Annotated in this window: 26 protein-coding genes and 1 pseudogene; 12 read left to right on the plus strand and 15 right to left on the minus strand. The window is 65.0% G+C overall.

The annotated features are described in order from the left end of the window. Window positions 1-170 precede the first annotated feature (170 nt). Complete coding sequence (locus XI09_RS16965; RefSeq protein ID WP_271567835.1) at window positions 171-878, minus strand: hypothetical protein; 708 nt, start codon at window positions 876-878, stop codon at window positions 171-173. A 222-nt stretch (window positions 879-1100) separates the two neighbouring features. Between XI09_RS16965 and XI09_RS16970 the strand changes: the two genes are divergently transcribed. The 3 genes from XI09_RS16970 (at window position 1101) to XI09_RS16980 (ending at window position 3865) form a co-directional block, all read left to right on the plus strand. After that, the gene (locus XI09_RS16970; protein ID WP_092191516.1) at window positions 1101-1430 is read left to right on the plus strand and encodes a DUF6949 family protein; all 330 of its coding nucleotides are present in this window, start codon (window positions 1101-1103) and stop codon (window positions 1428-1430) included. Between the two features lie 90 nt (window positions 1431-1520). Next, on the plus strand, window positions 1521-2051 hold the full coding sequence (locus XI09_RS16975; protein ID WP_194467521.1) for a gamma carbonic anhydrase family protein: 531 nt from the start codon (window positions 1521-1523) through the stop codon (window positions 2049-2051). A gap of 119 nt (window positions 2052-2170) precedes the next feature. Next, the gene (locus XI09_RS16980; protein WP_271567836.1) at window positions 2171-3865 is read left to right on the plus strand and encodes a PAS-domain containing protein; all 1695 of its coding nucleotides are present in this window, start codon (window positions 2171-2173) and stop codon (window positions 3863-3865) included. Window positions 3866-3894: 29 nt separating this feature from the next. On the opposite strand, the gene XI09_RS16985 is transcribed toward XI09_RS16980, so the two are convergent. Next, window positions 3895-4059 (minus strand): hypothetical protein, encoded by a 165-nt coding sequence (locus XI09_RS16985; protein ID WP_271567837.1) that lies wholly within the window; start codon window positions 4057-4059, stop codon window positions 3895-3897. Continuing rightward, window positions 4056-4286, minus strand: coding sequence for a hypothetical protein (locus XI09_RS16990; RefSeq protein ID WP_271567838.1), 231 nt, complete (start codon window positions 4284-4286; stop codon window positions 4056-4058). Before XI09_RS16990 ends, XI09_RS16985 begins: the two co-directional genes overlap by 4 nt. An 83-nt stretch (window positions 4287-4369) precedes the next feature. Here XI09_RS16990 and XI09_RS16995 point away from each other — a divergent pair. Together XI09_RS16995 and XI09_RS17000 are read left to right on the plus strand one after the other, a co-directional pair. Then, window positions 4370-4656: pseudogene (locus XI09_RS16995) on the plus strand (hypothetical protein). A gap of 104 nt (window positions 4657-4760) precedes the next feature. Continuing rightward, a complete protein-coding gene (locus XI09_RS17000) occupies window positions 4761-5120 on the plus strand; it encodes a hypothetical protein (RefSeq protein WP_271567839.1) in 360 nt (119 codons plus the stop codon). Between the two features lie 193 nt (window positions 5121-5313). On the opposite strand, the gene XI09_RS17005 is transcribed toward XI09_RS17000, so the two are convergent. The 6 genes from XI09_RS17005 to XI09_RS17030 all read right to left on the minus strand — a co-directional run bounded on the left by XI09_RS17005 (window position 5314) and on the right by XI09_RS17030 (window position 10901). Next, complete coding sequence (locus XI09_RS17005; RefSeq protein ID WP_271567840.1) at window positions 5314-5808, minus strand: hypothetical protein; 495 nt, start codon at window positions 5806-5808, stop codon at window positions 5314-5316. Window positions 5809-5984: 176 nt separating this feature from the next. Continuing rightward, window positions 5985-6716 (minus strand): aspartate/glutamate racemase family protein, encoded by a 732-nt coding sequence (locus XI09_RS17010; protein WP_271567853.1) that lies wholly within the window; start codon window positions 6714-6716, stop codon window positions 5985-5987. 20 nt (window positions 6717-6736) lie between these two features. Next, complete coding sequence (locus tag XI09_RS17015; protein WP_271567841.1) at window positions 6737-7615, minus strand: ABC transporter permease; 879 nt, start codon at window positions 7613-7615, stop codon at window positions 6737-6739. 3 nt (window positions 7616-7618) lie between these two features. After that, window positions 7619-8578, minus strand: a complete 960-nt coding sequence (locus tag XI09_RS17020; protein WP_271567842.1) for an ABC transporter permease — start codon at window positions 8576-8578, stop codon at window positions 7619-7621. 4 nt (window positions 8579-8582) lie between these two features. Next, window positions 8583-9872: an ABC transporter substrate-binding protein gene (locus XI09_RS17025; protein ID WP_271567843.1), complete on the minus strand. Its 1290-nt coding sequence runs from the start codon at window positions 9870-9872 to the stop codon at window positions 8583-8585. 42 nt (window positions 9873-9914) lie between these two features. Next, the gene (locus tag XI09_RS17030; RefSeq protein ID WP_271567844.1) at window positions 9915-10901 is read right to left on the minus strand and encodes an ABC transporter ATP-binding protein; all 987 of its coding nucleotides are present in this window, start codon (window positions 10899-10901) and stop codon (window positions 9915-9917) included. Between the two features lie 270 nt (window positions 10902-11171). Here XI09_RS17030 and XI09_RS17035 point away from each other — a divergent pair, with 270 nt between their 5' ends. From XI09_RS17035 to XI09_RS17045, 3 genes are all read left to right on the plus strand, one after another. Beyond that, complete coding sequence (locus XI09_RS17035; protein WP_271567845.1) at window positions 11172-11879, plus strand: GntR family transcriptional regulator; 708 nt, start codon at window positions 11172-11174, stop codon at window positions 11877-11879. A gap of 233 nt (window positions 11880-12112) precedes the next feature. Then, window positions 12113-13453 (plus strand): metal-dependent hydrolase family protein, encoded by a 1341-nt coding sequence (locus XI09_RS17040; protein WP_271567846.1) that lies wholly within the window; start codon window positions 12113-12115, stop codon window positions 13451-13453. A gap of 448 nt (window positions 13454-13901) precedes the next feature. Beyond that, window positions 13902-15668, plus strand: a complete 1767-nt coding sequence (locus XI09_RS17045; RefSeq protein WP_271567847.1) for a CYTH and CHAD domain-containing protein — start codon at window positions 13902-13904, stop codon at window positions 15666-15668. 121 nt (window positions 15669-15789) lie between these two features. Here the strand turns inward: XI09_RS17045 and XI09_RS17050 are convergent, their stop codons facing one another. From XI09_RS17050 to XI09_RS17060, 3 genes are all read right to left on the minus strand, one after another. Then, on the minus strand, window positions 15790-16413 hold the full coding sequence (locus XI09_RS17050) for a transglutaminase-like cysteine peptidase (protein ID WP_271567848.1): 624 nt from the start codon (window positions 16411-16413) through the stop codon (window positions 15790-15792). A gap of 330 nt (window positions 16414-16743) precedes the next feature. Then, complete coding sequence (locus tag XI09_RS17055) at window positions 16744-17355, minus strand: PilZ domain-containing protein (protein WP_063682600.1); 612 nt, start codon at window positions 17353-17355, stop codon at window positions 16744-16746. A gap of 176 nt (window positions 17356-17531) precedes the next feature. Then, entirely contained in the window at window positions 17532-18749 is a 1218-nt protein-coding gene (locus XI09_RS17060; RefSeq protein WP_271567854.1) for an MFS transporter, read from the minus strand. Window positions 18750-19187: 438 nt separating this feature from the next. Here XI09_RS17060 and XI09_RS17065 point away from each other — a divergent pair, with 438 nt between their 5' ends. Both XI09_RS17065 and XI09_RS17070 read left to right on the plus strand, forming a co-directional pair. After that, the gene (locus tag XI09_RS17065) at window positions 19188-20339 is read left to right on the plus strand and encodes a zinc-binding dehydrogenase (RefSeq protein ID WP_271567849.1); all 1152 of its coding nucleotides are present in this window, start codon (window positions 19188-19190) and stop codon (window positions 20337-20339) included. Between the two features lie 237 nt (window positions 20340-20576). After that, window positions 20577-21005: a VOC family protein gene (locus XI09_RS17070; RefSeq protein WP_271567850.1), complete on the plus strand. Its 429-nt coding sequence runs from the start codon at window positions 20577-20579 to the stop codon at window positions 21003-21005. A gap of 1 nt (window position 21006) precedes the next feature. On the opposite strand, the gene XI09_RS17075 is transcribed toward XI09_RS17070, so the two are convergent. Together XI09_RS17075 and XI09_RS17080 are read right to left on the minus strand one after the other, a co-directional pair. After that, on the minus strand, window positions 21007-21360 hold the full coding sequence (locus tag XI09_RS17075) for a cupin domain-containing protein (RefSeq protein ID WP_092191478.1): 354 nt from the start codon (window positions 21358-21360) through the stop codon (window positions 21007-21009). 115 nt (window positions 21361-21475) lie between these two features. Continuing rightward, the gene (locus XI09_RS17080; protein ID WP_271567851.1) at window positions 21476-22006 is read right to left on the minus strand and encodes a hypothetical protein; all 531 of its coding nucleotides are present in this window, start codon (window positions 22004-22006) and stop codon (window positions 21476-21478) included. Window positions 22007-22332: 326 nt separating this feature from the next. Here XI09_RS17080 and XI09_RS17085 point away from each other — a divergent pair, with 326 nt between their 5' ends. Next, the gene (locus XI09_RS17085; protein WP_271567855.1) at window positions 22333-24270 is read left to right on the plus strand and encodes a DEAD/DEAH box helicase; all 1938 of its coding nucleotides are present in this window, start codon (window positions 22333-22335) and stop codon (window positions 24268-24270) included. 11 nt (window positions 24271-24281) lie between these two features. Here XI09_RS17085 and XI09_RS17090 read toward each other — a convergent pair whose 3' ends face one another. Continuing rightward, window positions 24282-24788, minus strand: a complete 507-nt coding sequence (locus XI09_RS17090; protein WP_271567856.1) for a GNAT family N-acetyltransferase — start codon at window positions 24786-24788, stop codon at window positions 24282-24284. Between the two features lie 145 nt (window positions 24789-24933). Between XI09_RS17090 and XI09_RS17095 the strand changes: the two genes are divergently transcribed. Beyond that, window positions 24934-25323 carry a COG4315 family predicted lipoprotein gene (locus tag XI09_RS17095; protein ID WP_271567852.1) on the plus strand — a complete coding sequence of 130 codons (390 nt, stop codon included), beginning with the start codon at window positions 24934-24936 and terminating at the stop codon, window positions 25321-25323. The last annotated feature ends 131 nt before the right edge of the window (window positions 25324-25454 follow it).

Raw genomic sequence — 25454 nt, forward strand, 5'->3', positions numbered from 1 at the left:
CACCATGATGGCATCATGCCCCTGTTTTGCCCGACGGGTCAAGTTCGGCTTCGAAAAATACGAAGTCGAGCGGGCCCTTGGCTACTGTGCATGGGGTTGTTTTCGATGTTTTTGCCGGAGGGCTCAGGCCCGTTCTGTCGGCGAACCTTGCGGTGGCAAAAGGGCCGCGCTCAGCCTTTCGGCCCGCGCAGCTGCGCCGTCAACCTCTCCATCGCCTCCGCCGCATCGCGCCATTGCGACAGCCAGCTGCGCGGAAAGCGGAAGGTGAGGTCGGCGCCGCCGACGCGGCGCTCGGAGAGGCACATGCCGGGCGTGGCCGCATCGCGGGTGCAGCGCGCGGTCAATGCGGGGCTTGCGGCAGAATAGAGGTCCTCGCTGCCGTAGGGGGTCTCAGTGCGGAACATCCGCATCGTCAGTCCGTCCTCGGGCATCGTCGCGGCCTGGTCGAGATAGCGCGGATAGATCGTGGCTGTCCGCTGCTCGGGCGAGAGCGCATCGTGATGGGCTGCGATCGACAGGAAGATGCGGTCGATCGGCTGCATCGCCGCATCCACCGTGTCGGCGGTGACGTGCTTCGGCGTGCCGGGCGGCTCCAGCGAGGGATAGAGGAAGTCGAGATCGATGCGCTCCTGCGGCCCGGAGTGGCGCTGGATCTTCATGCGGATCGCCGTCGTCGGCAGGTTGAACAGCGTGCCGCCGACGCTCACCGGCAGCTTGTCCGGGGCGTTGGCGCCGCTCGGGCCCCAGGTCGGCCACAACAGATAGGCGACGAGCGCAACTGCGCACACCGCCGCGGCGCCGCCGAGCACGATCGGGACGATATGCGCCCAGGTGCGCGTCCGGGGAGATCTAAGGGGAGCTGCCGAAAACACCGTCATGAGTTGCGCGAGGTAAGCCGGAGGTCGGCCGATGGCCGACGAATCAGCGGCGAATATGCCATGCGGCGGCGATTTCGCGGAGCGTTCCCCGGCTGCGGGGAAGGGGGAGGGCCCTGCGCCGGATGGCCGGCGGCGTTAACCTTCCCTTAAGGATAATGTAGCGTTAACCGGCACTATTTGTCACAGGAAGTCTCCGGCGTTGCGTAAGGGCGGACAGTTCCGATGACACCTGAAGCTCTCAATACCTTCTTCTCGATTGGCATCGGTTTCGCGCTCGCTGGCGCACTCGTGAACGGATACCAGGCGGTCGCGCAGCGGCCCGCCGGCTTCGGCCTGTTGCAGGACGGCGTGGCGCCGAAGACCTTCGCGGCGGTGCCGTTCCTGGTGTTCGCCGCGCCCTTCATCATCATGCGCAACACGCTCCGCGGCATGCGGGTGGAAAGCCGCCGCGTCGAATTCGTGATGATGGCGACCCTCATCGCCGGCTTCTGGAGCATGATGAGCGGCACCTTCTTCCTGATGACGCTGCGCGCGGCCGGCGTTCTGGTCTGAGACTGTCTTGCAGGGCTGCCCGGTGCGGCGGTCCTTTGCCTCTTCGCTGCCGTTTCGCTATGGCTGTGCTCGACGTGACAGGAGACCTCCATGGCGATCTACGAGCTCGACGGGCAGGCGCCCGATCTTCCCGCCGACGGCAACTATTTCATCGCTGAGACCGCAACCGTGATCGGCCGCGTGCGCCTGAAGCCGGGAGCGAGCGTCTGGTTCGGCGCGGTGCTGCGCGGCGACAATGAATGGATCGAGATCGGCGAAGGCGCCAACGTGCAGGACGGCTCGACCTGCCACACCGATCTCGGCTTTCCCCTTGTCATCGGCAAGAACTGCACCGTCGGTCACAACGTCATCCTGCACGGCTGCACGATCGAAGAGGGTGCACTGATCGGCATGGGCTCGATCGTGATGAACGGCGCGAAGATCGGCCGCAACAGTATCGTTGGCGCCGGTTCCGTCATCACCGAGGGCAAGGAGTTTCCCGAACGCTCCCTGATCATCGGCTCGCCCGCGCGCGTGATCCGCACGCTCGACGATGCCCAGGTGCAGAGGATGGGGAGTGCGGCGAAGTTTTACGTCGCCAACGGCCCGCGCTTCAAGAAAGGCCTGAAGCGGATCGGCTGACGCGCGTGCCGGTTCCGTTTTCCATGGCTCAGACCGTAAAAGTACCGGCCGGCACTTTAATCCTCCGCTAGCGCAACCGCACCTATCGTGGAGCGCATTCAACCAGGAGGAGCGGCGCCATGAACGCTGCGGCGCTGGGATCCGGGCTCGGCACCGGAACCAAATTCTTGAAGAAGCTCGTTCGGTTCGTTCGCGGCGCGGATACGCTCAGCGTCGCGGAGAAGGTCTACAGCATCGCCGGCTTCCTCGCGATCGTCACCACCTTCCTGCTCGTGATGTCGATCCAGACGGTGCGGTTGCAGACGACCTATCGTCACATGCATGCCTCTTCCGCCGAGGCTGCGATCAGCGTCGGGCGCATCAACGCGCTGATCTATGCCATCGTGATGGAATCGCGCGGCATCTACATGTCCGGCGATCGTGGCGCGATGAAGCAGTTCGCCGATGGGCTGGTGCGCCGCAACCGAGAGCTCGCCGATGCCGTGAAGAGCATGGAGCGAACGGTCAGCGACGACGACGCCGAACTATTTGCCAGTTTCCGCCAGCGCATCGCGCAGTTCATCGACTTCCGCCAGGAGCTGGTGCGACGCGGGGTCGAGATCAGCTCTGCCGCTGCGCGCGAATGGGGCGACAATGATGCCAACCGGACGCTGCGCACCAAGCTCAACAGCGATCTCGAGGCGCTAGAACGCATCTACAGGGAGCGCGCCCGCCAGGCGGACGAACTCGCCGACGAGAACCGCTACGCCGCCGCCTATCTGTTCGCGCTCGGGCTCGTGGCCCTCCTTCTGGCGGGGTTGAACGTCGTCGTGATGCGGGGCTCTGTGGTCGGGGCACTTGCCGAGATCACGCAGGCGACCGACCGGATCGCGGACGGTGACGTCAAGAGCAAGGTGCCGCATCTGGGCCGTCACGACGAGATCGGGCATCTTGCGCGCGCCGTGCAGCACTTCCGCGACGCGGTGGCGCGCATCTTCGAGCTCGAGGAGCTCGAGCTCGGCACCGCGCAGGCGCGCGACGCGGCGATGACCGAGCGCGACAAGTTCAACGACAAGTACCAGGCCAAGAAGTGGCAGCTCTCGGCAGCGATCAACAGCATGCCGCAGGGCCTGATCATGCTCGACGGCAAGGCGAACGTCGTCGCGATGAACGCCAACTACCGGCGAATCTACAATCTGCCCGAGACGATCCAGGCGGGATCGACGCTGGAGGAAATCCTCCAGCACCGGGTCAAGAGCGGTCTGTTCAGCGGCGACGTCGAAAAATATCTCGGGGCGGTTCTCGACCGGATCGCCCGTCGCGAGCCGGCGGCCAATGAGATCACCTTGAACGACGGCCGCATCATCAAGATCTACGAGCGTCCGATGGACGGCGGCGGATGGGTCTCGGTGCAGGAGGACGTCACCGAGCAGCGTCAGCGCGAGCGCATTCTGGAACGGATGGAGCGTTTCCTCGCCACCATCATCGAGAACGTGGCGGAAGGAATCATCGCCAAGGACGCGCGCGACCAGCGCTACGTCTTCGTCAACAGGGCCGCCGAGAAGATGATCGGCATGTCGCGCGGCGAGATCATCGGCAAGACTGCGCGGGAATTGTTCTCGGAGGACGCCGCCGAATTGATCGAGCGGCGCGATCGGCAGCTTCTGGCGCAGAAGCAGCAGCTCGAACCGATCATCGACACCATCGACAATCCGACGCGCGGGCGCCGTGTGATCTCGGCTCGCCGGGTCCAGATCGGCGGCGCCGGCGAGGAGTCCCACATGTTCGTGACCATGGTCGAGGACCGGACCGAGAAGATGGTCGCCGCCGCATAGCGGCCTGCCGCCCCGCCAGGGGCGATGCGTCAGCTTCCCTCGGACTCGCGCGCTTCGATCGCGCCTGCGACCTTCTCGTGGCCCGCAGCCCAGAGCGCATGTTCGGCGCTGCCATCTGAGTAGGGATTTGCCTCGGCCGGGATCTTGTCGCGCGCGGCGCGCTCGCCCTCTGCAAAAGGATCGCGATCGGTCATCGTGGTTTGGCCTTTCTGGCTTTGGGACGCGCGGTCGGCTTGTCCGGTTCGGCGCCGAGCCTGGCGCTCTTGCGCAATGCGTCCCGGAGATCGATGGGGATGCCATGCTTCTTCAGCAGGTCGGCAAAGGCTTCGTCCGCAAGCTCTTGAAACGTCGCCATCCTGTCGCGTCCCAGTTGCTTGAGCTTGTCGAACGTGTCCTCGTCGAACGCGATCAGTTTGCGCATGATCGTGGCTGCCTCCTCGTTTCAAGCTGATGTGACGGCATTTGTTCCGGAACGGGTCTTGGTCCGGTAAAGGAGCATTTCCAATGGCCATTTCGCCTGCAACCGCTTCGATGAAGACCTTGATCGTAATCCTCAGCCTCTCGGCGATGGATCGACTGGGGGTTCGTCGGGATCGACGACGGGAGGCGTCGCCAACTCGCCGGCGCCGCCTCCCGGCACCAACAGCCTGGGTACGGCTCAATCGTCCGGCCCCGGCTCCGGCTCCGGAGTCACCACCGGCACCGGCTCCGGCGCGGCCGCCGATGCCACCGTCAATACCGAGAACCGGCAGTTCGACAAGAAGATGAAGAGCATCTGCCGCGGCTGCTGATGCTCGCGCGGAAGTGAGACAGTGTGGCTGTCAGGAGTGCCCCGATAGCATTAGCTTGGTCCTGCTTTGAAGCGTGGAGCGTGTCCACGCAGAGGATCGAGTAAATGCTACGCAAGATGATCATGGCGGCGCTGGCCGTCGCAGCGGTCGGGCTCTCGGCGCCGCAGGCGGCCCAGGCGCGGGGCGGTTTTGGACATGGCGGCGGCTGGGGCCACGGTGGTGGCGGCTGGGGCCATGGCGGCCACTGGCATGGTGGCGGCTTCTGGCCCGGCCTCGCCATCGGCGCGGGCATTGCCGGCGCCGGCTACTACGGTGGCTATTATGGCTACAGCTCCCCGTATTACGGTGACCCCCACTATTATGGTACCGGCTACGACGACGGTTATGGCGGATGCTATGTCGTGCGCAAGCGCGTGATGACGCCATCGGGATGGCGATTCCGGCGCGTCGACGTCTGCGAGTGAGGCGGGAAGACCTGCCGGCCTGCTAAAAAACAAGGCCGTTGACGCAGTATACCGTCAACGACCTTGCCAGCCCCGGACATTGAAATCGGCTCACGCCATCCGGTAACGGCGAGCATCGCGCGGAATCACACGGGCGAATGTGATCCAGTTCACAAGTGGCAAAAATAAAATTATGTCCGCGTGGGTGACCGGCTCAGCCGCGCGAGCGCTTGCGCGCGCTGGCATGGACGCGGTGGCGTGCCGGTTTCCTGCGGGTAACCGACGGCGTCTCGGCCTCGGTGGCCCGGGCGCTGGCAAAGGACTGGCGCAGGCCGTCGATGGACTCGTTCAGGCTCGCCACCTGCTCCGACAGGCGCTTGGTATCGGCCTGCTGGGCCGCGAGCAGCCGCTTCACGGTCTGGAGCTGGTCCTGCACGACCTGGAGCTGGTCGATCGATTCCTGCTGGGTCGCCTCCAGCCCCTTGGTCTTCTCGACCAACTGCTCGGAGGCCTGGGCCGTGCGGGCCTGGAGCTGCCGTGACGCGGCCACCCGGTCGGCCTCCGGCGCAGCGCCGGTATAGGCGCGCCAGATCGCAATCGAGGTCACGCCGGCGATCAGCAGGAGAAGGGCGGCGGCGGTCAGCGCGATGGGCTGGGCGCCGAGGCGAAGCAGGGGGTTGGACGGTGTGTCCTCTGCGAGATCGATCATCGCTGACAAAACCCAAATTGAAACTTGGTGAGTGCGAAGACCGGCAACCCTGGGGCCGCCGGGACGTCCCGAAAACGCAACAGTTCGGCAACAAATGGGACCAAAAAGAGGCTGAAGGCGAAAAACCAGCAATCTTCCGGCCTTGAGGCCTCCAAAGGCCCGGCCGGAAGCAACGATCAGGGCTGAAACGGCGAAAACGGCCCGGAATAGGTCTTCGACCGTGGCGCAGCGTAGGGCCCCAGCCGGGACGTCTTCAGGCCGAGTCGCACCAGCGATTCCGCCAGCGTCACGGCGGCGGCGACGCCGTCGATCACGGGCAGGCCGTGCATGGCGGCGAGTTCGGCGGCGAGATCGGCCATGCCGGCGCAGCCGAGCACGATGGTCTCCGCGCGGTCGTTTCGGATCGCGGCCGTAATCTCCGCGGAGATCCTTGCGAGCGCATCGGCGTTGCGCTCTTCGAGCGCGAGCACCGGGACCTCGGCGGCGCGGACGCGGGCGCAGCGTCCGGCGAGGCCGTACTTCGTCAGATTATGCTCGATCGGCACGATGGAGACACCGAGCGTCGTCACCACGGCAAAGCGCGCCGCGATCAGGCTCGCCATGTGGAAGCCGGCTTCGCCAATGCCGATCACCGGCGCTTTCGCCGCCGCGCGTGCCGCGTCGAGGCCGGTGTCGTCGAAACAGGCGATGATGTGGGCGTCCGCGCCGTCGCGGTCGGCCTCGCGGATGCAGCCGAGCATGCCGGGGACGGCGAAGGCCTCGTCGTAAAAGCCCTCGATCGAGACCGGGCCCATCGTCGGCTGGCGCGCGTCGATCTCAGTGCCGGGCAGGGCGACGCTGCGCGCCGCAGCGGCGATCTTCGCCGTCATCGACGCGGTGGTGTTGGGATTGACGACGTGAAGTCGCATCAGATCAGACAAGCCCCTTCTCAGACAAGTCCTTTGCCGGCGTCCGAGCCCTTGGCCGCCTGCCGCTTGTTCAGCACGTGGATGGTGCCGAGCGCAAGCGTGATCACCGTGAATGAGACGGCGGAGATCACGGTGCCGAGCGCGTAGATGTCGGGGTTCGTCACGGTGGTGGTGAGGCCCTGGAGATCGAGCGGCAACGTGTTCACCGCCCCGATCGCCTGGCTGGAGCGCGCGAGCTCGTCCCAGGACAGCGTGAAGCCGAACAGCCCGATGCCGATCACGGAGGGCAGGATGATCGGCAGTACGACATGACGGAACGCCTGCCACGGCGTCGCACCGAGATCGCGCGCGGCTTCCTCGAGCCTGGGATCGAAGCGGTTGAAGATCGCGAACATGATGAGAAGCCCGAACGGCAGCGTCCAGGTCAGATGCGCGCCGAGGCCCGAGGTGAGCAGGCCCATCGAGGTCTCGAAATTCTCGTTCCAGTGTGCCTTGATCAGATCGTCGATGATGCGGAATTCAAGCGAGATGCCAAGCGAGGTGATGATCGAGGGAACGATGAGGCTCGCGATCGCCGAGTAGAACAGGATGCTTTGCGCCCTGAACTTGCGGCGGAAGGCCATGCCGGCGGCGACCGACAGCACGACGGTGACAATCATAACGATCACGCCGAGCAGCAGCGAGCGGCGGAAGGCCGCGCCGAGATCGACGATGCCGGTGCCCTGGAACAGTTTTGCCAGCCAGAAGGTCGACACCCCGTTCATCGGGAAGGTGAGGCCGCCCTGCGGCCCCTGGAACGACAGCACGTAGATCGCGATCATCGGACCGTAGAGAAACAGCACATAGGCTGCGAAGAAGATCGCGAGCACGTAGAAAGAGCGCGGGCGTCCTTCCTTCATCGCTCAGAGCTCCTTCTTGATGTCGACGATGCGCGACATCATGGTGATGATCAGGAAGGTGATCGCGAGCAGGATCACGGCGTTGGCCGCTGCTGCGGGGAATTGCAGCGCGTTCACCCGCGTCTCGATGATCTTGCCGGCCGCCGCAATCTGCTGGCCGCCCATCACGCCGATGGTGATGAAATCGCCCATCACGATCGTGATGACGAAGATCGAGCCGATCACGATGCCGGGCTTGGCGAGCGGAATGATGACGTTCACGAGTGTCTGGAAGCCGGTGGCGCCGGCGTCATAGGCGGCCTCGATCAGCGACTTGTCGATGCGCACCATCGAATTGAAGATCGGCACCACCATGAAGAAGGTGAAAAGGTGGACCAGCGCCAGCACGACGGAGAATTCGGAGAACAGCAGCCATTCCAGCGGATGGTTGATCAGTCCCGTCTTGACGAGGCCGGAATTGACGAGGCCGTTGCGGCCGAGCAGCGGAATCCACGCGATCATGCGGATCACGTTGGAGGTCCAGAACGGGATCGTGCAGAGCAGCGACAATCCCATCTGCCAGGTCTTGGACCTGACGTGGAAGGCGAGGAAGTAGGCGACCCAGAAGCCGATGAAGAGCGTGATGGCCCAGACCAGGAAGCACAGCTTCAGCGTCATCAGATAGGTCTTGCCGATCGTGCAGAGATCGGGGAGCTGCGCGATGCAGCCTTCGAACGTGTCGGTATAGCCGCGGCCGGAGAACGCCGGCAGCAACTGGTATTCGTTGTAGTCCCAGAACGAGACGATGACGACGAACACCAGCGGGATCAGGAAGAAGGCGAGAAACACCAGCATCATCGGCCCGGCCTGGAGCCAGGAGATGAGGGATGGCGACAGGCGCGTCACTTTCGCGGCGCGCGCTGTGCCCGACCCCGGGATCAATCCCGGGGTCGCCTGTTGCAGGATGTCTTCCGACGTGTCCATCAAATTACGCCGCGATGAACTCGTTCCACTTGCGGACCATGTAGTCGTTCTCGTCCATCACCGCGTTCCAGCAGGCGACGCCGCCCATGCGGTCCTCGTAGGAGCCGCCGTCGCGCACCGCGCCGGCCTTCTCCAGCAGCGAGCCGTCGGGCGCCTTGATGTCCTTCTCGGCGGGCTTGCCTTCCATCCAGTAGGCCCACTCGTAGGGCTCCATATGCGCCTTCGCGGTGGAGAGCACGGCCGAGTAGTAGCCCTGGCGGTTGAGATAGGCGCCGGCATAGCCGGACAGGAACCAGTTGACGAACTCGTAGGCCCATTCGAGCTTGGCGCCCGACACGCCCTTGGAGACGCAGAAGCCCGAGGCCCAGGAGCGATAACCCTCCTTGAGCGGCTGGAAGGTGCAGGGAATGCCCATCGAGCGCACCTTCGTCACTGCCGGCGACCACATTGATTGGATCACGGTCTCGCCCGAGGCCATCAGGTTGACGCTCTCGTTGAAGTCCTTCCAGAACGCGCGGAACTGGCCGGCCTTCTTGGCCTCGGTCATCACCTTCATGGTGAGATCGATCTCTTCCTTGGTCATGTTGCCCTTGTCGGCATATTTGTACTTGCCGGTGGCTTCCACGACCATGGCGGCATCCATGATGCCGATCGAGGGGATGTTGAGGATCGACGCCTTGCCCTTGAATTCGGGATTGAGCAGTTCGGCCCACGTGTTGATCGGGCGCTTGATCAGGTCAGGACGGATGCCGAGCGTGTCGGCGTTGTAGACGGTCGGAATCAGCGTGACGAACTCGGTCGCCGACGTCGCGAACTTCTTCGAGTCCTTGCCTTCGAGATAGAGCACCTTCCAGGGCGCGGTGCCCTGGTTGCCGATCTTCTTGCCGCCGGGCGTCTCGCCCTTGGTGAAGACGGGCGTGATGTTGTCGAATTCCTTGATCTTCCTGGCGTCGAGGGCAAGGATGTTGCCCGACGGCACCAGCTTCTTCAGCGAGAAATATTCGGTGTCCAGCACGTCGAAGGAGTTCGGCTGGGTCATCACGCGCTTGGTGACGTCGTCGGTGGTCGCGGTGATGTATTCGATCTTGATGCCGGTGTCCTTCAGACACTGCTTGGAGATGTCGTCGCCCTCGTTCACGGCGGTGCCGAGATAGCGCAGCACTTTCGCATCGGCCGACTTCACATAGGGAAAGCCGGTGATGGCGCCGGAGCCGGCGGCAAGGCCGGCGAGACCCGCGGTGCCCTTGAGCAGCGTGCGGCGGCTGACGCCCTTTGTCCTGGTGGTCTCGGTCATATCAGTCACTCCTCTGTTGCGCATTCCAGTGATCGATCGGCGCTATTGCAGACGCTGCGCCTTGGCGGGATCCCAGGTGGCCAACACGCGATCGCCCGGTCGGAACGGGTGAACGTCGAAGGCGGCCTCGGGGAGGTGGGAGAACAGGGCGGTGCCGTCGTCGAGCGTGAGCGAGACGGCGATGTAGGAGCCCTGGTACTCGGTCTGGGTCAGCAGCGCCGGCGCGCCGTACGCACCGTCGGCGAACGGCACGATGCCGAGCTGATCGGCGCGCACGGCGATGAGTTTGCCGGCGTCGCTGAGGACGTTGTGGCCGCCGATGAAGCGCGCCACGAATTCGGTGCGGGGATGGTGGAAGATGTCGCGGGCGGTGCCCTGCTGCTCGATCTTGCCGTGGTTCATCACCACGATGTGGTCGGCCAGCGCCATCGCCTCTTCCTGGCCGTGGGTGACCTGGATGAAGCTGATGCCGAGCTCGCGCTGCAGCCGCTTCAGCTCGCCCCGCATCTTCACCCGCAGGAACGGATCGAGCGCGGAGAGCGGCTCGTCGAGCAGCAGGATCTGCGGCTCGGTGATCAGCGCGCGGGCGAGCGCGACGCGCTGCTGCTGGCCGCCGGAGAGCTGCGCCGGCAGCCGGGCCGCATAGGGGGTCATGGCCACCAGCTCGAGCAGTTCGCCGGCGCGCTTGTGCCGCGTCGTCCGGTCGATCCCGCGCATTTTCAGGGCGAATGCCACGTTGTCGAGCACGGTCAGATGCGGAAACAGCGCGTAGGACTGGAACATCATCGCGGTGCCGCGCTTGGCGGGCTCGAGATCGGTGACGTTCTGCGCACCAAGGATGATGTCGCCCTCGCTGACCGCTTCGTGGCCGGCGATCATGCGGAGGGTCGAGGTCTTGCCGCAGCCGGAGGGGCCGAGCAGGCAGCAATAGGTGCCCGCCGGGATCTTGAGGTTGACGTCGTCGACCGCCAGCGTCGTGTCGTAGCGCTTGGTGACGGCGACCAGTTCGAGAGCGGCAGGAGTGGCCATGGCGTGTCCGCTGGGAGGGCGATGCTCCGGCTTTCTCCGCAAGGTCCGTGCCAACCGCCCGGAGACTGCCGAATTCCAAAACTGTGCAGTGGAGTCAGGTCGTTAGATCGAATCCGGCGCGGCGGCGCGGCTCGCCGGGTGGGCAGTAATATGCACACAAAATGTGCTCGGATTGTATAAAGTTTCGCCTGTGATTGGATACAGCTGGTCGACTAACATTGAAGGCCGAACGTCGCCGATCGAGCCCTCAAACCCAACCCCCTCGAACTGATGGCCGCCAAAACCCGCCAGAAATCCGATGCGCCAGACGCGAGCGATCGCGTCAGCCGGATCAGGGAGGGTGTGACCGCGGCGATCCTCGAGCATCGTCTGCTGCCGGGCACGAAGCTCGGCGAGGACGAGATCGGCGAGATCTACGGCGCGAGCCGCACGCTGGTCCGCACCGCGCTCCAGCAGCTCGCGCATGAGGGCATCGTCAACATCGAGAAGAACCGCGGCGCCTTCGTCGCGCGCCCGACGCCCGGCGATGCGCGCGAAGTATTCGAGGCGCGCCGCCTGATCGAGCCCACGATCGTCGACCACGCGATCGACGCGGTCTCGCCGGCCTGGCTCGATCGCCTCGGCCAGCATCTTGCCGAAGAGCGTGAGGCGGAGCTGCGCGGCGATGCGCGCACCTCGGTCCGGCTCTCCGGCGAATTTCACAAGCTCGTCGCCGAGATGAGCGGCCACAGCATCTATCTCGGCTTCCTCAAGGAGCTGATCGCGCGCTCCTCGCTGATCATCCTGCTCTATCGCCGCCACGACACGCCGGCCTGCGGCACTGATCATCACGCCGGCATCGTCGCCGCGATCCGCAAGCGCGACAAGCAGGCCGCCCGCGCGCAGATGCTGTCGCATCTTCGCGAGATCGAGGCCGAACTGTTCCTGAAAGATACTGCCGCCGACGAATTGCGGCTCGCCGACGTGCTGGGCGCCTGAGAGCCCGCGGCCTGACGTCACGCGCGACGTCTTTGATTCACTTGCTTTGATTCAATTGCCGTCGGACGAGCAGATCCCTCATCAAATCAGATGGCGAAACTGCATATCGCCGCCATGGTTGTAAGTTGACGGCAGCTAAACGTCGGCGTCAACTGAATGCAGACGTTGCGTGCCTGCCATCACCCCTCGCGTAGCCTGAACCTGTGCGGAAGGCTGATATGTCGGGTTTGAGGATGTCGGCCAAAGTCTTCGCCATCGCTGCCTTGCTTGCCGGCATTGCAATGGTGTTCGGCAGCCTATCATCCGCACCGGCTCAGGAGACGGCGGTCCTTTTCCGGAATGTCCGGATATTCGACGGCAAGGGCAGCGTGCTCTCGGCGCCATCCAGCGTCCTCGTCAGAAACGGAGTCATCGCGAAGATTTCGACGGCGGACCTCACGATCACCGCTGAGGTCATCGACGGTGGTGGGCGGGTGTTGATGCCGGGGCTGATCGATGCGCATTGGCACGCGATGCTGGTGCGGCCGACCCCGATGGCCGTGCTCGCCGGCGATATCGGCTACAACAACCTGCTGGCCGCGAGCGAGGCGACTGCGACGCTGATGCGCGGCTTCACCACCGTGCGTGACGTGGGCGGGCCGAGCTTCGGCCTCAAGCAGGCCATCGACGAGGATCTCGTCGCCGGTCCCCGCATCTATCCATCCGGCGCCATGATCACCATCACCAGCGGTCACGGCGACTTCCGCCAGCTGTCCGATCTGCCGCGCACGATCGGCGGCATGCTGAGCCGCATGGAGCGGATCGGCGGCAGCATCGTCGCCGACAGTCCCGACGAGGTCCGCATGCGCGCCCGAGAGCAGCTGATGCAGGGCGCCTCGCAGGTCAAGCTCACGGCCGGCGGCGGCGTCGCCTCGCCATTCAGCCCGCTCGACGTCTCCACTTTCACCGAGCCGGAGCTGCGCGCGGCGGTCGAGGCCGCCGACAATTGGGGCACTTACGTTGCCACGCACGCCTATACGCCGGTGGCAGTCCAGCGTTCGATCGCGGCCGGCGTGAGGTGCATCGAGCATGGTCACCTCATGGATGAGGCGAGCGCGAAACTGATCGCGGAGAAGGGCATCTGGCTCAGCACGCAACCATTCCTGGATATCTCGGGTGCCGCTGCACTCGGACCTGCGGAGCAGGACAAGATGCGGCAGGTGGTTGCCGGCAAGGATCGCGTCTATGCGCTCGCGAAGAAGTATCGCATCAAGACCGCGTTCGGCACTGACGTGCTGTTCTCGAAGGCGCTGGCGGACAAGCAGGGCTCGATGCTGGCCGCGCTGACGCGCTGGTACACGCCGGCCGAAGCGCTGGCCATGGCGACGTCGGCGAACGCGGAGTTGCTGAGCCTGTCGGGCCTGCGCAATCCCTATCCCGGCAAGCTCGGCGTGGTGGAGGAGGACGCGCTGGCCGATCTCCTGCTCGTCGACGGCAATCCGCTCGACAACATCGCCCTCGTCGAAGATCCCGCGAAGAATTTCGTCGTGATCATGAAGGGCGGCAAGATCTACAAGAACAGTCTTGCGCACTGATGCGCGCATGTGCAGGCGTGACCTGCGACATTGGAGCGCATCTAGTCCCGATGATCGGGAACCGACTTTTTGCGCAGCGAACCGGTCGCGGTCTCCTGCACCGCGGGAGACCGCGCAGGGCTTGTCACAATCTCGGGCCTGTCATCGGAAGCGTGACTTCTAAGTGTCTCCAGGACCAGAAAGAATTTCTCGGCTAGCATGAGTCAAGCTCGCTGACGCGTTCATCTCGGCTTCGAGAACGACGAGATTCGCTGTCAATTCGATCACTTGCCGCGCTCGGCAGCAATCTAATTCATGACATCACGCCGGATTGTGACAGACCTTGCCGGGTTGTTGCCTCTGACGCGTCGTGTGGACGATTAGGCGCGACGACGTGACGTTACTATTCCTCGCGGGGCACACCGGCTATATGCTGACGCACTGTCATCCAACTGTCATGTTGCCCCAAATGTTAAAGTCAGACGCAACACCGGCTCGCAAGACTCCGGGCGCGCCGGATGGGAATCCTGTCCCGAAGCACAACCAGAGAACGCAATACGCCGCCGGCTTCCTCAGGCAAGTTGAGCCGGCCGAGACCGGCGCGAAACCTGCGATCGAGGGCGCCGTGATTGACCAGACGCCGTTGCAGGACACGACGCCTGCACCGGGGCCGGCCCAGTCGAACGCTGGCGCGCGTCCCGCTGGAGAAATCGAGCTCAAGCTTCTCGTCGATGCCGATCGCATGGCGCATTTTAACGCCGCCCCGGTCATTGCGACCAACGCGCGCAACAAGGGCACGCGCAAGCATCTCAAATCCGTCTATTACGACACGGCCGAGCGTGCGCTCCAGCGCAGCGGCCTGAGCTTGCGCGTACGCCAGAGCGGCGCGCGCTTCGTGCAGACCGTGAAGACCGACGCTGAGGACGATCCGCTGCGCCGTGGCGAATGGGAGGCGAGCGTACCGTCGCTGGCGCCGGATGTCGCTCTGGCGATGCCGTTCATTCCGGAGAAGCTTCGCTCCCACCTCGAAGCACAGCCGCTCGAAGCCGTCTTCACCGCCGACGTCCATCGGCATGCGAGGATCGTCGATCTGCCGTCCGGGACGGTCGAGATCGCCTTCGACCAGGGCGTGCTGACGGCCGGCGACCGGTCGATCCCCGTGAGCGAGATCGAGCTGGAACTCAAGAGCGGCAGCGCGAGCACGATCTACGAGGTCGCGCTGCGGCTTGCGGAGCAGGGGGCGGTGAAGCCGTCCATCCGTGCCAAGTCGGCGCGCGGCTTCGACCTTGCCGCGGGCGCGCCGCCCTCGGCACGCAGGCCTCGCAAGCTTCGCCTCGATCCGTCGATCACGCTCGACGATGCCTTCGCGACGATTCTGCGCTCCTGCTTCCTTCATCTGCTTCAGTCGTTGCCGGCGGCCGAGGACGGGCGCAATCCGGAAGGCGTGCATCAGCTGCGCGTCTCGCTGCGCCGGCTGCGAGCGGCGCTGGACCTGATGCGATCGGTCGGCGCACTCAGCAATCTCGACGCGCTGCGGTCGGAAGCAAGATGGCTGGCGCAGGACCTGTCCGCCGCGCGTGACTGGGACGTGTTCCAGCTCGAGACCTTGCCGACGATCGCGAAAGCCTGTGCTTCGGTTACCGGCTTCGATGCCTTGGGCCGGGCTGCGGCCGAGTGCCAGTCGGACGCCTATCGCAAGGCGCATCAGGCGCTCGACGATCGCCGCTGCGCGGTTTTCCTGATCGGCCTCGGTCACTGGATCGAGACGCGGGGCTGGCGCAACGACGTTGCCGCCGAAGATCTCGGTCAGCTCGCCGAGCCCGCCGTCAATTTCGCGCAGCGCATTTTGTCGGAGCAATATGCCAAGGTGCTCAAGCGTGGCCGCCGCTTCAAGTCGCTGTCCACCGACGAGTTGCACCGGGTGCGGCTCGCGACCAAACGGCTGCGCTATCTCAGCGAGTTCCTGCTGCCCCTGTTCGCCGATCGCAAGTCCGTGCGACGGTTCTCGCGCCGGCTCGCCGGTCTGCAGGAGGAGCTCGGCGCCTTCAACGACATGGCGGTCACGGCCTCATTGCTCGATGGACTTGATGCGGAGCCCGACAGCGCCATCGCCGCGGCGGCGATCGCCGGCTGGCAGGCGCGTGCATCGATCGGCGTGCAGCCGTCGTTGCAGGGCGCGTGGCGGGATTTCACCGCCGCGCGGGTGCCGTGGTCTCGCCAGGCCTCACAGGACTGATCGTGCATCCCCAAAAAAGTTGCGGCCAGCCATTGGGGGATGGCTGGCCGCGCGCGAACCGGTCTGGGACGGGGAGGGGTGGGGATGTGACCGGGTCGCGTAACTCGTTTGTTCCTGACTGCTAGTCCCTGGCGCTGGCGGTGGAGACCGCCGGCCTGGTATCGCCCAGCGAGACCCAGACATTGGGATCGCCCTGCGACTGGCGCTTGACGAAGCGGTAGCCGGTCTCCGTCCAGGCAACGACGTTCTCGTTCTGATTGTCGAGAACGAACTCGCCCTTGTCGGTCTTCACCGTCAGGACCGCGTGTCCTTCGCCCTTCTTGTCGCGCACGACGGTGATGAGCAGGGCCTCGCGAGGCCAGCCGGCATCCATCAGCATCTTGCGCTTCAACAGCACGTAGTCTTCACAGTCGCCGTAGCCGTCCGACGGCAGCGACCACCTCTCGACCACGCCCCAGTGCTCCTGGTCGGTCAAAGGCTTGACGGTCTCGTTGACCCAGCGATTGACCTTGACGAGGTCGCGCCATGCGGCCTGCGACATCACGATGTCGCGGGGCTGCGTCGGCCCGCCCTGGCACTGAGCGGCATTGTCCGCACAGAACTCGACCCAGCCGATCGGGGCACGGGTGGTGTCGCCGAGGCTCGCGTAGAGCAGGCGGTTCTCACCGGCCTGCACTGTCGCGCTGATCCCGAAGAGCATGGCGGCGATCGCCAGCCCCTTCCCCTGTCCCTTGAAATCAAACATTGCGGCCCCCGTTTCTTGTTGGGACCACATTTCGCACGGAGCTTTTGAGTTGCCGCTAAGTCAGCCAAGTCAAGTCGAGACGAATACAAGTAAAACGCGCGGCGAATTCGATCTATACTTGAATCGAATTCGAATAAAATTCGAGATGACTGTAATTGATTCAAATTCTATCGATTAACGCGGAAACGCTGGCGGAACTGCTGTTCCGGGGCGCAAACAGGTCCCGCGTTAACCCGCACAGACCCGTCACCGCGCACGAAAAAGGCGGCGTCCGCATCGCGGAGGCCGCCTTCAGGGCTGGAAAGACAGTGGTTTTGGCGCGCTTTCGCTTTACCGCGCGGTAACGCTCTCTTCGAGTGTCTCGACCGGCTGCTCGTGCATGAACTCCAGCGCGAAGCCGTCTTCGAGGTTTCGGACCACGCGGCCCTGGACCCGGCCCAGCAGCACGATCGATTTCAGCGGCGGGCGGTTCTCGGCGGCGATGGCCGCGCCCGACAGCGACAGGTCGATGATGCGGCAGGTCATCTTGGTGCCGTCCTCGAGGGTCAGCACCGCGATCGGGTTGCGCGGCACGATACGGTCGTGGCGGCGGTCCTCCGGCAGGTTGAGGATGTCGCGGTTGGCGAGCCAGGTGAGCTGGGCGGCGAGCTTGTCGCGCTTCCTGGGCGTCGCCCCGATCGTCATGGCGAAGCCATTGTCGATGATGCGGGTGATCTTGCCCTCGACGCGGCCGATATGGTCGAGATAGGCGACCACGCGGTCGCCGACATTGCCGATGCCGGGGGCGAGCAGGGCAAGGCCACCCGGCGACATGTTGATCACCTGGCAGGGGAATTCCCGGCGGTCCGGCAGCATGTAGCGGCCGAGCAGGTGCACCTTGACCCGCTGGAAACGCCGACGCTCCTCGGCGGCCGGAAGAAATTTTTTGTTCGCCAACGCCATTTTCAACACCCGACCCCCCGCCCGGGCGGAGTCCGGCACGACCCTAAGGTGCATAGGGTTAATGCCGCGTTAGGATCGGGCGCGTCAGTCACGGACGGACACAATGCGCTCGGAAAGCCACATAAGCGGCGGGCAGGCCGGCCACCGTGAGCGCGCCCGGGGTCAAGGGCGACCGGTCAGGCCTGTCTTGTCCCCTGCCGATACAACCACAGCAGCAGCGCCAGCAGCACCGCGGCCGAAAGCCCGAGCGACCAGTGAATGCCGATCGCCGCGCCTGATAGCCCGACGGTGATGCCGCTGAAGGCCCGCATCCCGAGCCCGGCCATATTGTAAAGGCCGACGACGCGGCCGCGGATGTCGGACGGCGCGTTCAGCTGCACCAGCGCCTGCGCCATGGTGTTGAACGACAGTTCGAAGAAGCCCGCGAAGAACAGCAGCACGATCGCGACGGGATAGATCCGCACCGCGGCGAAGCCGAGCAGCGCGGCGCTCCACAGCATCGCCAGCAGGATCGCGGTGCGCGGCGTGCCCTTCAGCCGCCCCCAGGATTCCAGCGCAATGCCGGCGAGCAGCGCACCGGCGGCGTCGGCCGCGAGCAGCACGCTGTAGGACACGCCGGGGTCGCCGTGGCCGAGATCGCCGGCAAAGCCCGGCATCTGGGCGTGATAGGCGTTCCCGATCATGAAGGAGGTGAGGCCGGCGAGCCACGTCATCGCGGATAGTACCGGCTGGGTGCCGATGGCGCGGATGGTCAGCGCGATGTCGGCAAGGCCGCGCACGGCGAAGCGCCGCACGGCAATGCTCTTGTCGCGCATCGGCGCCCAGAACAGCCAGAGCAGCATGGGGAGGTAGAACAGGGTGTTGAAGATGATGCCGTGCGAGGGGCCGAGCGTCAGCATGATGACGCCGCCGACGGCAGGCCCGACCAGGATGCCGAGATAGCGCGCCATCGCGTTCAGCCGCACTGCGCTCGGAAGATCGGCCGGGCCGACGAGGTCGTAGAGCAGCAGCTGGTTCGGCGTCTGCCACAACACGCCGGCGCAGCCGTGGATCACCAGCAGCAGCATCGCGTGCCACATCTGGATGCTGTCGGTGATGAAGAAGAAGCCCCAGCCGCTCGAGGCCACGATGAACAGCAGCATGCCGCACTGGATGATGCGGCGCGGATCGAACCGGTCGGCGAGCCCGCCGACGGCGACGGAGAACAACAGAAACGGCAGCCAGTGCGACAGCACGGCAAATCCCGCCAGCGCCGGCGAATGGAATTTCTGGAACACCACCCAGTAGCTGATCACGTGCTCGATATTGTCGGCCATCATCGCCAGCACATAGGCCACGAACTGGAGGCGGTAGGGCACGGACTTCATGGCCGCGAACGAGCCGGACGCGGCCATGGGATTTTGGGGAAGGGGGTTCAAGCGATCACCTGGGTGGGACTTGGGCCGTGCCTACACGTTCGCCGGTGGGCGCTCAAGACACTTGGGTGTGCTTGGAGATCAGCCATGCAACGCTGCCACAAGCACCACCGTCATCCTGAGGTGCGAGCCTTGCGATGCATTCGCATCGCAAGGTGAAGCCTCGAAGGATGGGCCACGCGCGCCTGCAGCCCATCCTTCGAGGCGCGCAAGGCTCGCACCTCAGGATGACGGTTGAGCTTGTGGCAGGCGCTGTAGCCCGGATGAGCGAAGCGATATCCGGGGGCCGCTGCTCCCGCATATCGCTTTGCTCATGCGGGCTACGAGCCTGCACCTTGGCACGACCGCGCATCTCACATACGCTTCGCCCCACGCCCGCACCAATCAATCATAACAGACGGGCAGCGAGGACACATCATGGAGCACATCCGCGTCTGCACCCACGCAGGACCGGGCTCGGAGCCTGTCATCCGCACCGTGCCGTGGCCGAAGGTCGGCCGGAAGGCCGCGCTGATCAAGATCGGCGCCTGCGGGGTTTGCGGCACCGACCTGCACATCCTCAAAGGCCACTGGCCGAAGCCGCTGCCCTGGCCGTTCACGCTGGGCCACGAGCTCGGCGGCATCATCGTCGAATGCGGCGAGGAGTTTTCCGAGGACTTCATGAGCAAGCCGCTGACCGTCGGCTCGAAGGTGATGATCCCGCCGCTGATGCCGTGCGGCCGCTGTTACTACTGCATCCATTATCCGCAGACCGCCAACAAGTGCCTGACGCCGGTCTATTACGGCCGCTATCTCGGCTTCGACAAGGCGCCTCACATGTGGGGCGGCTGGGCCGAATATGTCTATGTCGATCTCGACATGCTGCCGGGCACCAAGATCTACAAGCTGCCCGACGACATGTCGTTGCGGCTGGGCGCGCTGTCGGAGCCGCTGACCTCCTGCATCCGCGCCTTCAACCGCGCGACCCGCGCCGGCGGTTTCAGCTGGGGCGACACGGTGGTGATCCAGGGCTCCGGCCCGATCGGCATTCTGGCGGTCGCGGCCGCGCAGGAGATGGGGGCAGGGCGCGTCATCTGCGTCGGCGCGCCGGAGGAGCCGCGGCTCAAGCTGGCGCGCGCGTTCGGCGCGGAGGCGACGGTGAACATCGACGAGCTCAAATCGCCCGAGGCGCGTATCGCGCGCGTGCGCGAGATCGTCGGTGGCTTCGGCGCCGATCTCGTGATGGATTGCTCCGGGCATCCGACCGCCGGCCCGGAAGGCATCGAGATGCTGCGCGATGGCGGCACCTATGTCGAGATGGGCCAGTTCACCGACGCCGGCTCGATCGACACGTCGTGGCACCGCATCTGCACCAAGGACCTCAACGTGCTCGGCTCCTGGGGCTTTACCGCCAACGATCTGCCGCTCGGCGTCGACATGCTCTACCGTACCCGCGACAAATATCCGTGGCTGAGGATGCAGACGATCTATCCATTCACTGAAGAGGGCGTCGCGCAGGCGGTGAGGGATGCGATGGCGATGAAGACGGTGAAGTCCACGATCGTGCCGTGGCCGGAGCTGGTGGAATAGCCGATGTCGTCCGTCCCCCACGATCTCGCGGCGTTTCTGGTCGAAGCCAAGCGAGGCCGAAGGGGCGCTCGATTGCTTCCACGGCATCGAGATGATCGCACGGCATGATGGCACACTGTTGTACGAGCTACCGTAGCCCGGATGAGCGCAGCGACATCCGGGACTTTTTTGACGAGGCTTTCCCGCATATCGCTTCGCTCATGCGGGCTACGAGTCGGAGTTTGGAATGAAGACGAGATGACAAACGAACAGACACCCGCACCCAACCGGCACACCCGCTCCCCCTTCCATGCCATTCGCGCGATCGACTACACCGTCATCTTCGTGCGCGACATGACCGCGATGCGCCGCTTCTACGAGGTCGTGCTCGCATTTCCTCTGCTGCGCGAGCTCTCGCCGAACTGGATCGAGTACGGCTTGGGCAGCAATACGCTCGCTTTGGCAAGACCGAGCCGAACCGCTGCGGATGCGTCGGTCCCGCCCGGCGCTGCATCGCTGCAACTGGCCTTCAGGGTATCCGCGACCGAGGTCGACCAGTGCGCCGACGAGCTGGTTCGGCAGGGCGTTGAGCTGGTGTCGCCGCCGACGAACCAGGCCTTTGGACATCGGACGCTGTTCTTCCGCGACCCCGACGGCAATTTATTGGAGGTCTACGCGGAGATCTGATCTATGCCAGCTTGCGCGCCGCGGCGGTTGCCTCGTTGCCCGTGTTCGGCGTGCCGGTCGGCTCGATGAGCAGGAGATGAACCTCCTCGCGTGCCACCGGGCGATGTTCGACACCTTTGGGCACGACGTAGAGTTCGCCCGGACCGAGTGTCACCGTGCGGTCCCGCAATTCGATGTCCAGATTGCCTTTCAGGACCAGAAAGAAATCGTCGGTGTCGTCGTGCTTGTGCCAGGTGAATTCGCCCTTCACCTTCACCACCATCACGTCGCAATCGTTGAAGGTCGTGATCGTGCGCGGCGACCAATGGTCCTGAAAGGTCGCGAGCTTGTCGGCAAGTGATATCCCGTCGGCCATGGGCCCTCCTGTGCTATTTTTCCGTGAATCCCGATTTGGGATCGAGTGGCGGGCGCGACAAGACTTGTATCCGGTTGATTGCGTGATCCTGTCTGCCGGGATCCAAGGGCGCCGGCTAGGTCGGCGGCGCGACGCTCCCTGTATCGATCTCGCTCTCCTTCACCACCGCCGCCCCCACCACCTTCGTGCCCTCCAGCTCCCGCACGATGCGATCATCCGGCCCCACGACACCGAGATCGAATTCGCGATCCGGCGTGACGAGGACCACGCGCTGGCCGACGATCACGACCACCGTCATGTCGCTGGTCTCGCCTTCGACGGCCCATGCGCGGATGTCGTCGGCGAAGGGCTGCTTGCGCCAGGCGTCGGGAAAGCCCGGGTCGCATCGGACTTCGATGCCATCCTCCGACGTGGTCAGGACCAGCTTCGACCGGCTCGGCTTCCAGCGCTCGTCGAGGAGATCGTTGACCAGCCACAAGCAGGCGAAGGTCTCACATTCGGCCGGCCGCTCGGCGTAGATCGCGCAGCCGCGGCCGGGCTTGCAATGCCGGCACCAGGCATTCGCGGGCTTGGCCAGCGCCTCGATGGCCATCACCTTGCAGCAGAGCGGGCAATCGCCGCAGGTGCGTTTGACGGAAGAGGTCATGCGCGCATTCCCGGCACGTCCAACGCGCGCAATTTAAGCGAGGCGGCCGCGAAAATCAGCTGCTTTGGGGCAAAAGTTCACTATATGCAGCAAAACGGCCCGGAAACGCTGCATGTAGTGGGTCGGGCGGCCAGTAAGCTTATTCGCGATGTCGCCAACGCCATGCGTCATAGGCATGGTGATTTGCCCGCGCTTGGCGTAAAGAGCGTCCAAATCAAATCACAACGCGTGCGGCCGGACCATTTGCCGAGCACGCAGCTTCAGGTCGCGCGGCTCGACGTTCCGCGCCTGGACCAACCAAGGTTTATCCCGTGTCATTCCCGACCATGAGTCCGCCGCTCGCCCGAGCTTTGGCCGAGCGCAATTACGACCGTCCGACCCCCGTTCAGCTCGCCGTGCTCACGGATGAGGCCGCGGGCCGCGACCTCCTGGTTTCGGCCCAGACCGGCTCCGGCAAGACCCTCGCTTACGGACTGGCCCTGGCCAAGGATCTGCTTGACGGCATCGAGCGGTTCGAGCGGGCGGGCGCGCCGCTCGCCCTGATCGTGGCGCCGACCCGCGAGCTGGCCTTGCAGGTTCAGCGCGAACTGGCCTGGCTGTACGAGCACGCAGACGGGCGCGTCGTCTCCTGTGTCGGCGGCATGGATCCGCGGCGCGAGCAGCGCGAGCTTGCCGCCGGCGCGCACATCGTCGTCGGCACGCCCGGCCGGCTGTGCGATCATTTGCGCCGCGGCCGCCTCGACATCTCCGAATTGAAGGCCGTCGTCCTCGACGAGGCCGACGAGATGCTCAATCTCGGCTTTCGCGAGGACATGGAGTTCATCCTCGAGACCACGCCGGAGACGCGCCGCACCCTGTTGTTCTCGGCGACCTTTCCGCGCGGCATCGTCGCGCTGGCCAAGCAGTATCAGCAGCAGGCGTTCCGGATCGAGGTCGCCGGCGACGAAGGCGGTCACGCCGATATCGAGTATCGCGCCATCCGGATCGCCCCCGCCGATGTCGAGCACGCAGTCGTCAACGTGCTGCGCTTCTTCGAGGCGCCGAGCGCCCTGGTGTTCTGCAGCACGCGCGATGCCGTCCGGCATTTGCAGGCGGCGCTGCTGGAGCGCGGCTTCTCCGTCGTCGCGCTATCAGGCGAATTGACGCAGAACGAGCGCACCCTGGCGCTCCAGTCGCTGCGCGACGGGCGTGCCCGCGTCTGCGTGGCGACCGACGTCGCCGCCCGCGGCATCGACCTGCCGAGCCTCGACCTCGTCATTCAGGCCGACCTGCCCAACGACGCCGAAGTCATGCAGCATCGCTCGGGCCGTACCGGACGTGCGGGCCGAAAGGGGACGAGCGTCCTGCTGGTGCCGCCCGCACGGCGGCGGCGCGCGGAGCTGCTGCTCAATCTCTCAGGCATCGATGCGGTCTGGGGAACGGCGCCTCAGGCGGACGAGATCCGCAAGCTCGATCATGAGCGCATGAAGGACGTGCTGTTCACCGAGGAGACGACCGCCGACGATCTGGTGCTGGCGCAGGCGTTGTTGGCCGAGCGCTCGGCCGAGGATATTGCCGCCGCGCTCGCGCGGCTCTATCGCGCGCGGCTGCCGTCGCCCGAGGACATCATCGATCCCGGCGAGCGAACTGGCCGGCCGCGCGACGATCGCGGTCGCGACAATGTCCGGGCACCTGGCGGCGATGACCGCCCCGAAAGGGTCCGGCCCAAATCGGGGAAATCGTCGTCGAAACACGGCATGGCGGAGGGCAGCGTCTGGTTCCGCGCCAATATCGGACGAAGAAAGAACGCGGAAGCGCGCTGGCTCTTGCCGATGATTTGCCGTCGTGGCGGCATCGACAAGGGCGACATCGGCGCCATCAAGATCATGGACACCACCACCGAGTTCGAGATCTCCGAGCGGGTCGCGGACTCCTTCGCGGCCAAGATCAAGCGCCCGGACAAGGAAGACAATATCCGCCTCGAACCGATGGCGGATGCGCCGCAGCGGCAAGCGCCTTCGGAAGAGCGGTCAAAGCCGCCTCGGCGCGAGAGCGGCGACAGCGATCATCGTGAACGTCGCGACGATCGCCCGCGCGAGGCGGGATTCAAGCCGCGCAGCAAGGCTTTCGGCGAGCGCGGGCCGAAATTCGACGATGCTCCTGCTTTCGGGAAGAAAAAGAAGCATAAGAACAAGCCCGGCCACGCCGGACAGCCGCCTGCGGTCACTGCGTGGCCTGTGAAGGGCGCGCCCGGAAAGAAGACAAAGAAGAAGCATCGGGGCTGAGCCGAGGCGCGTCACGTCGTGGCGAGATCGCGGAGCATGTAGGTCGCGCTTTCGCCGTAGCCTGCGAGCTTTGCGCGCAGCTCCGCATCCGCCGTGACGGGCCGAAAGCCGAAACGTTCCCACAGCGGCCGCGTGGCGTAGACCGAGACCAGCGCGAGAGCCGCGATGCCCGACGCGCGCGCAAGTTCCTCCATCTTCGCGACATAAGCGCGCGCTGCGCCGCCACGATGATCCGGCAGCACGGCGACGTCGTGCACGTAGAGGCAGTCCGCATCATCGGGCAGTCGTTCCAGGAATCCATCGAGCGGTGGAATCCGGTGCCGCCGCCAGGGATGCGAAAGTCCGTAGCCGGCGATCTCGTCGTCCGCAACGAGCACACGGCAGCCATCGGGATAGAGCCGCATCTTTTCCGCGAACACCTCGGGGCTTTCAGGCAGATCAGGATGGATGCGCGCTGCGATCGCGCCGACCGCGGGCAGGTCGGAGGTGCGCGCGGGACGCCAATGCGGCTTGCTCATGTCGGTCCGTCGTTCCGTCTCACTCATCCCAGTTTATTCCGGCACGATGATGCGTGCAGCGAAAAATTTCTTTGCCGCGCGCAGAGGAATACGACGGCTCGCGCGGCGTCCTATCCATGCAAGCCATTGCATGACAGGAGAGACCATGACGACATCCCCGATCCGCCTCGCGCTCACGCTCGCCGTGTCGCTCGCAATCATTCCCGCCGCGTTCGCCGCGCCGCCGACGAAAACCGGCAAGACCGACAAGGGCAACGTGCTCACCGATGCCAAGGGCATGACGCTCTACACCTTCGACAAGGACGCGGACGGCAAGTCGGCCTGCAACGGTCCATGCGCGACGAACTGGCCGGTGCTGAAGGCCGAGGCCAGCGATGCCGCCGGCGACGGCTACACCATCATCACGCGCGACGACGGCTCCAGGCAATGGGCCTACAAGGGCAAGCCGCTCTACACTTTCGCCAAGGACACCAAGCCCGGCGACATCACCGGCGACGGTTTTCTGAACGGCGCCTGGCATCTGGTGATGCCGTGAGCTGACCAGCGAGCTCGTGCCCCGGACGCAGCACAGCACGTCTTCAGTGATGCGCTGCAGAGCCGGGACACGAGCTCTGCCAGCCATCGGCCCGCGCATGATTTGCCGCCCGCGACGGCGCGGACACGACT

The organism is Bradyrhizobium sp. CCBAU 11386, from assembly GCF_028128955.1.
Classification (GTDB): Bacteria; Pseudomonadota; Alphaproteobacteria; order Rhizobiales; family Xanthobacteraceae; genus Bradyrhizobium.

Bases quoted from the DNA above. Each gene is read 5' to 3' on its own strand.
- XI09_RS17040 (WP_271567846.1), top strand. From the start codon at position 12,113: ATGTCGGCCAAAGTCTTCGCCATCGCTGCCTTGCTTGCCGGCATTGCA.
- XI09_RS17020 (WP_271567842.1), bottom strand. From the start codon at position 8,578: ATGGACACGTCGGAAGACATCCTGCAACAGGCGACCCCGGGATTGATC.
- XI09_RS17050 (WP_271567848.1), bottom strand. From the start codon at position 16,413: ATGTTTGATTTCAAGGGACAGGGGAAGGGGCTGGCGATCGCCGCCATG.
- XI09_RS16965 (WP_271567835.1), bottom strand. From the start codon at position 878: ATGACGGTGTTTTCGGCAGCTCCCCTTAGATCTCCCCGGACGCGCACC.
- XI09_RS16980 (WP_271567836.1), top strand. From the start codon at position 2,171: ATGAACGCTGCGGCGCTGGGATCCGGGCTCGGCACCGGAACCAAATTC.
- XI09_RS16970 (WP_092191516.1), top strand. From the start codon at position 1,101: ATGACACCTGAAGCTCTCAATACCTTCTTCTCGATTGGCATCGGTTTC.
- XI09_RS17035 (WP_271567845.1), top strand. From the start codon at position 11,172: ATGGCCGCCAAAACCCGCCAGAAATCCGATGCGCCAGACGCGAGCGAT.
- XI09_RS17000 (WP_271567839.1), top strand. From the start codon at position 4,761: ATGCTACGCAAGATGATCATGGCGGCGCTGGCCGTCGCAGCGGTCGGG.
- XI09_RS17030 (WP_271567844.1), bottom strand. From the start codon at position 10,901: ATGGCCACTCCTGCCGCTCTCGAACTGGTCGCCGTCACCAAGCGCTAC.
- XI09_RS17055 (WP_063682600.1), bottom strand. From the start codon at position 17,355: ATGGCGTTGGCGAACAAAAAATTTCTTCCGGCCGCCGAGGAGCGTCGG.
- XI09_RS17065 (WP_271567849.1), top strand. From the start codon at position 19,188: ATGGAGCACATCCGCGTCTGCACCCACGCAGGACCGGGCTCGGAGCCT.
- XI09_RS17015 (WP_271567841.1), bottom strand. From the start codon at position 7,615: ATGAAGGAAGGACGCCCGCGCTCTTTCTACGTGCTCGCGATCTTCTTC.
- XI09_RS17010 (WP_271567853.1), bottom strand. From the start codon at position 6,716: ATGCGACTTCACGTCGTCAATCCCAACACCACCGCGTCGATGACGGCG.
- XI09_RS16990 (WP_271567838.1), bottom strand. From the start codon at position 4,286: ATGCGCAAACTGATCGCGTTCGACGAGGACACGTTCGACAAGCTCAAG.
- XI09_RS16975 (WP_194467521.1), top strand. From the start codon at position 1,521: ATGGCGATCTACGAGCTCGACGGGCAGGCGCCCGATCTTCCCGCCGAC.
- XI09_RS17025 (WP_271567843.1), bottom strand. From the start codon at position 9,872: ATGACCGAGACCACCAGGACAAAGGGCGTCAGCCGCCGCACGCTGCTC.
- XI09_RS17075 (WP_092191478.1), bottom strand. From the start codon at position 21,360: ATGGCCGACGGGATATCACTTGCCGACAAGCTCGCGACCTTTCAGGAC.
- XI09_RS17060 (WP_271567854.1), bottom strand. From the start codon at position 18,749: ATGGCCGCGTCCGGCTCGTTCGCGGCCATGAAGTCCGTGCCCTACCGC.
- XI09_RS17085 (WP_271567855.1), top strand. From the start codon at position 22,333: ATGAGTCCGCCGCTCGCCCGAGCTTTGGCCGAGCGCAATTACGACCGT.
- XI09_RS17095 (WP_271567852.1), top strand. From the start codon at position 24,934: ATGACGACATCCCCGATCCGCCTCGCGCTCACGCTCGCCGTGTCGCTC.
- XI09_RS16985 (WP_271567837.1), bottom strand. From the start codon at position 4,059: ATGACCGATCGCGATCCTTTTGCAGAGGGCGAGCGCGCCGCGCGCGAC.
- XI09_RS17005 (WP_271567840.1), bottom strand. From the start codon at position 5,808: ATGATCGATCTCGCAGAGGACACACCGTCCAACCCCCTGCTTCGCCTC.
- XI09_RS17070 (WP_271567850.1), top strand. From the start codon at position 20,577: ATGACAAACGAACAGACACCCGCACCCAACCGGCACACCCGCTCCCCC.
- XI09_RS17045 (WP_271567847.1), top strand. From the start codon at position 13,902: ATGTTAAAGTCAGACGCAACACCGGCTCGCAAGACTCCGGGCGCGCCG.
- XI09_RS17080 (WP_271567851.1), bottom strand. From the start codon at position 22,006: ATGACCTCTTCCGTCAAACGCACCTGCGGCGATTGCCCGCTCTGCTGC.
- XI09_RS17090 (WP_271567856.1), bottom strand. From the start codon at position 24,788: ATGAGCAAGCCGCATTGGCGTCCCGCGCGCACCTCCGACCTGCCCGCG.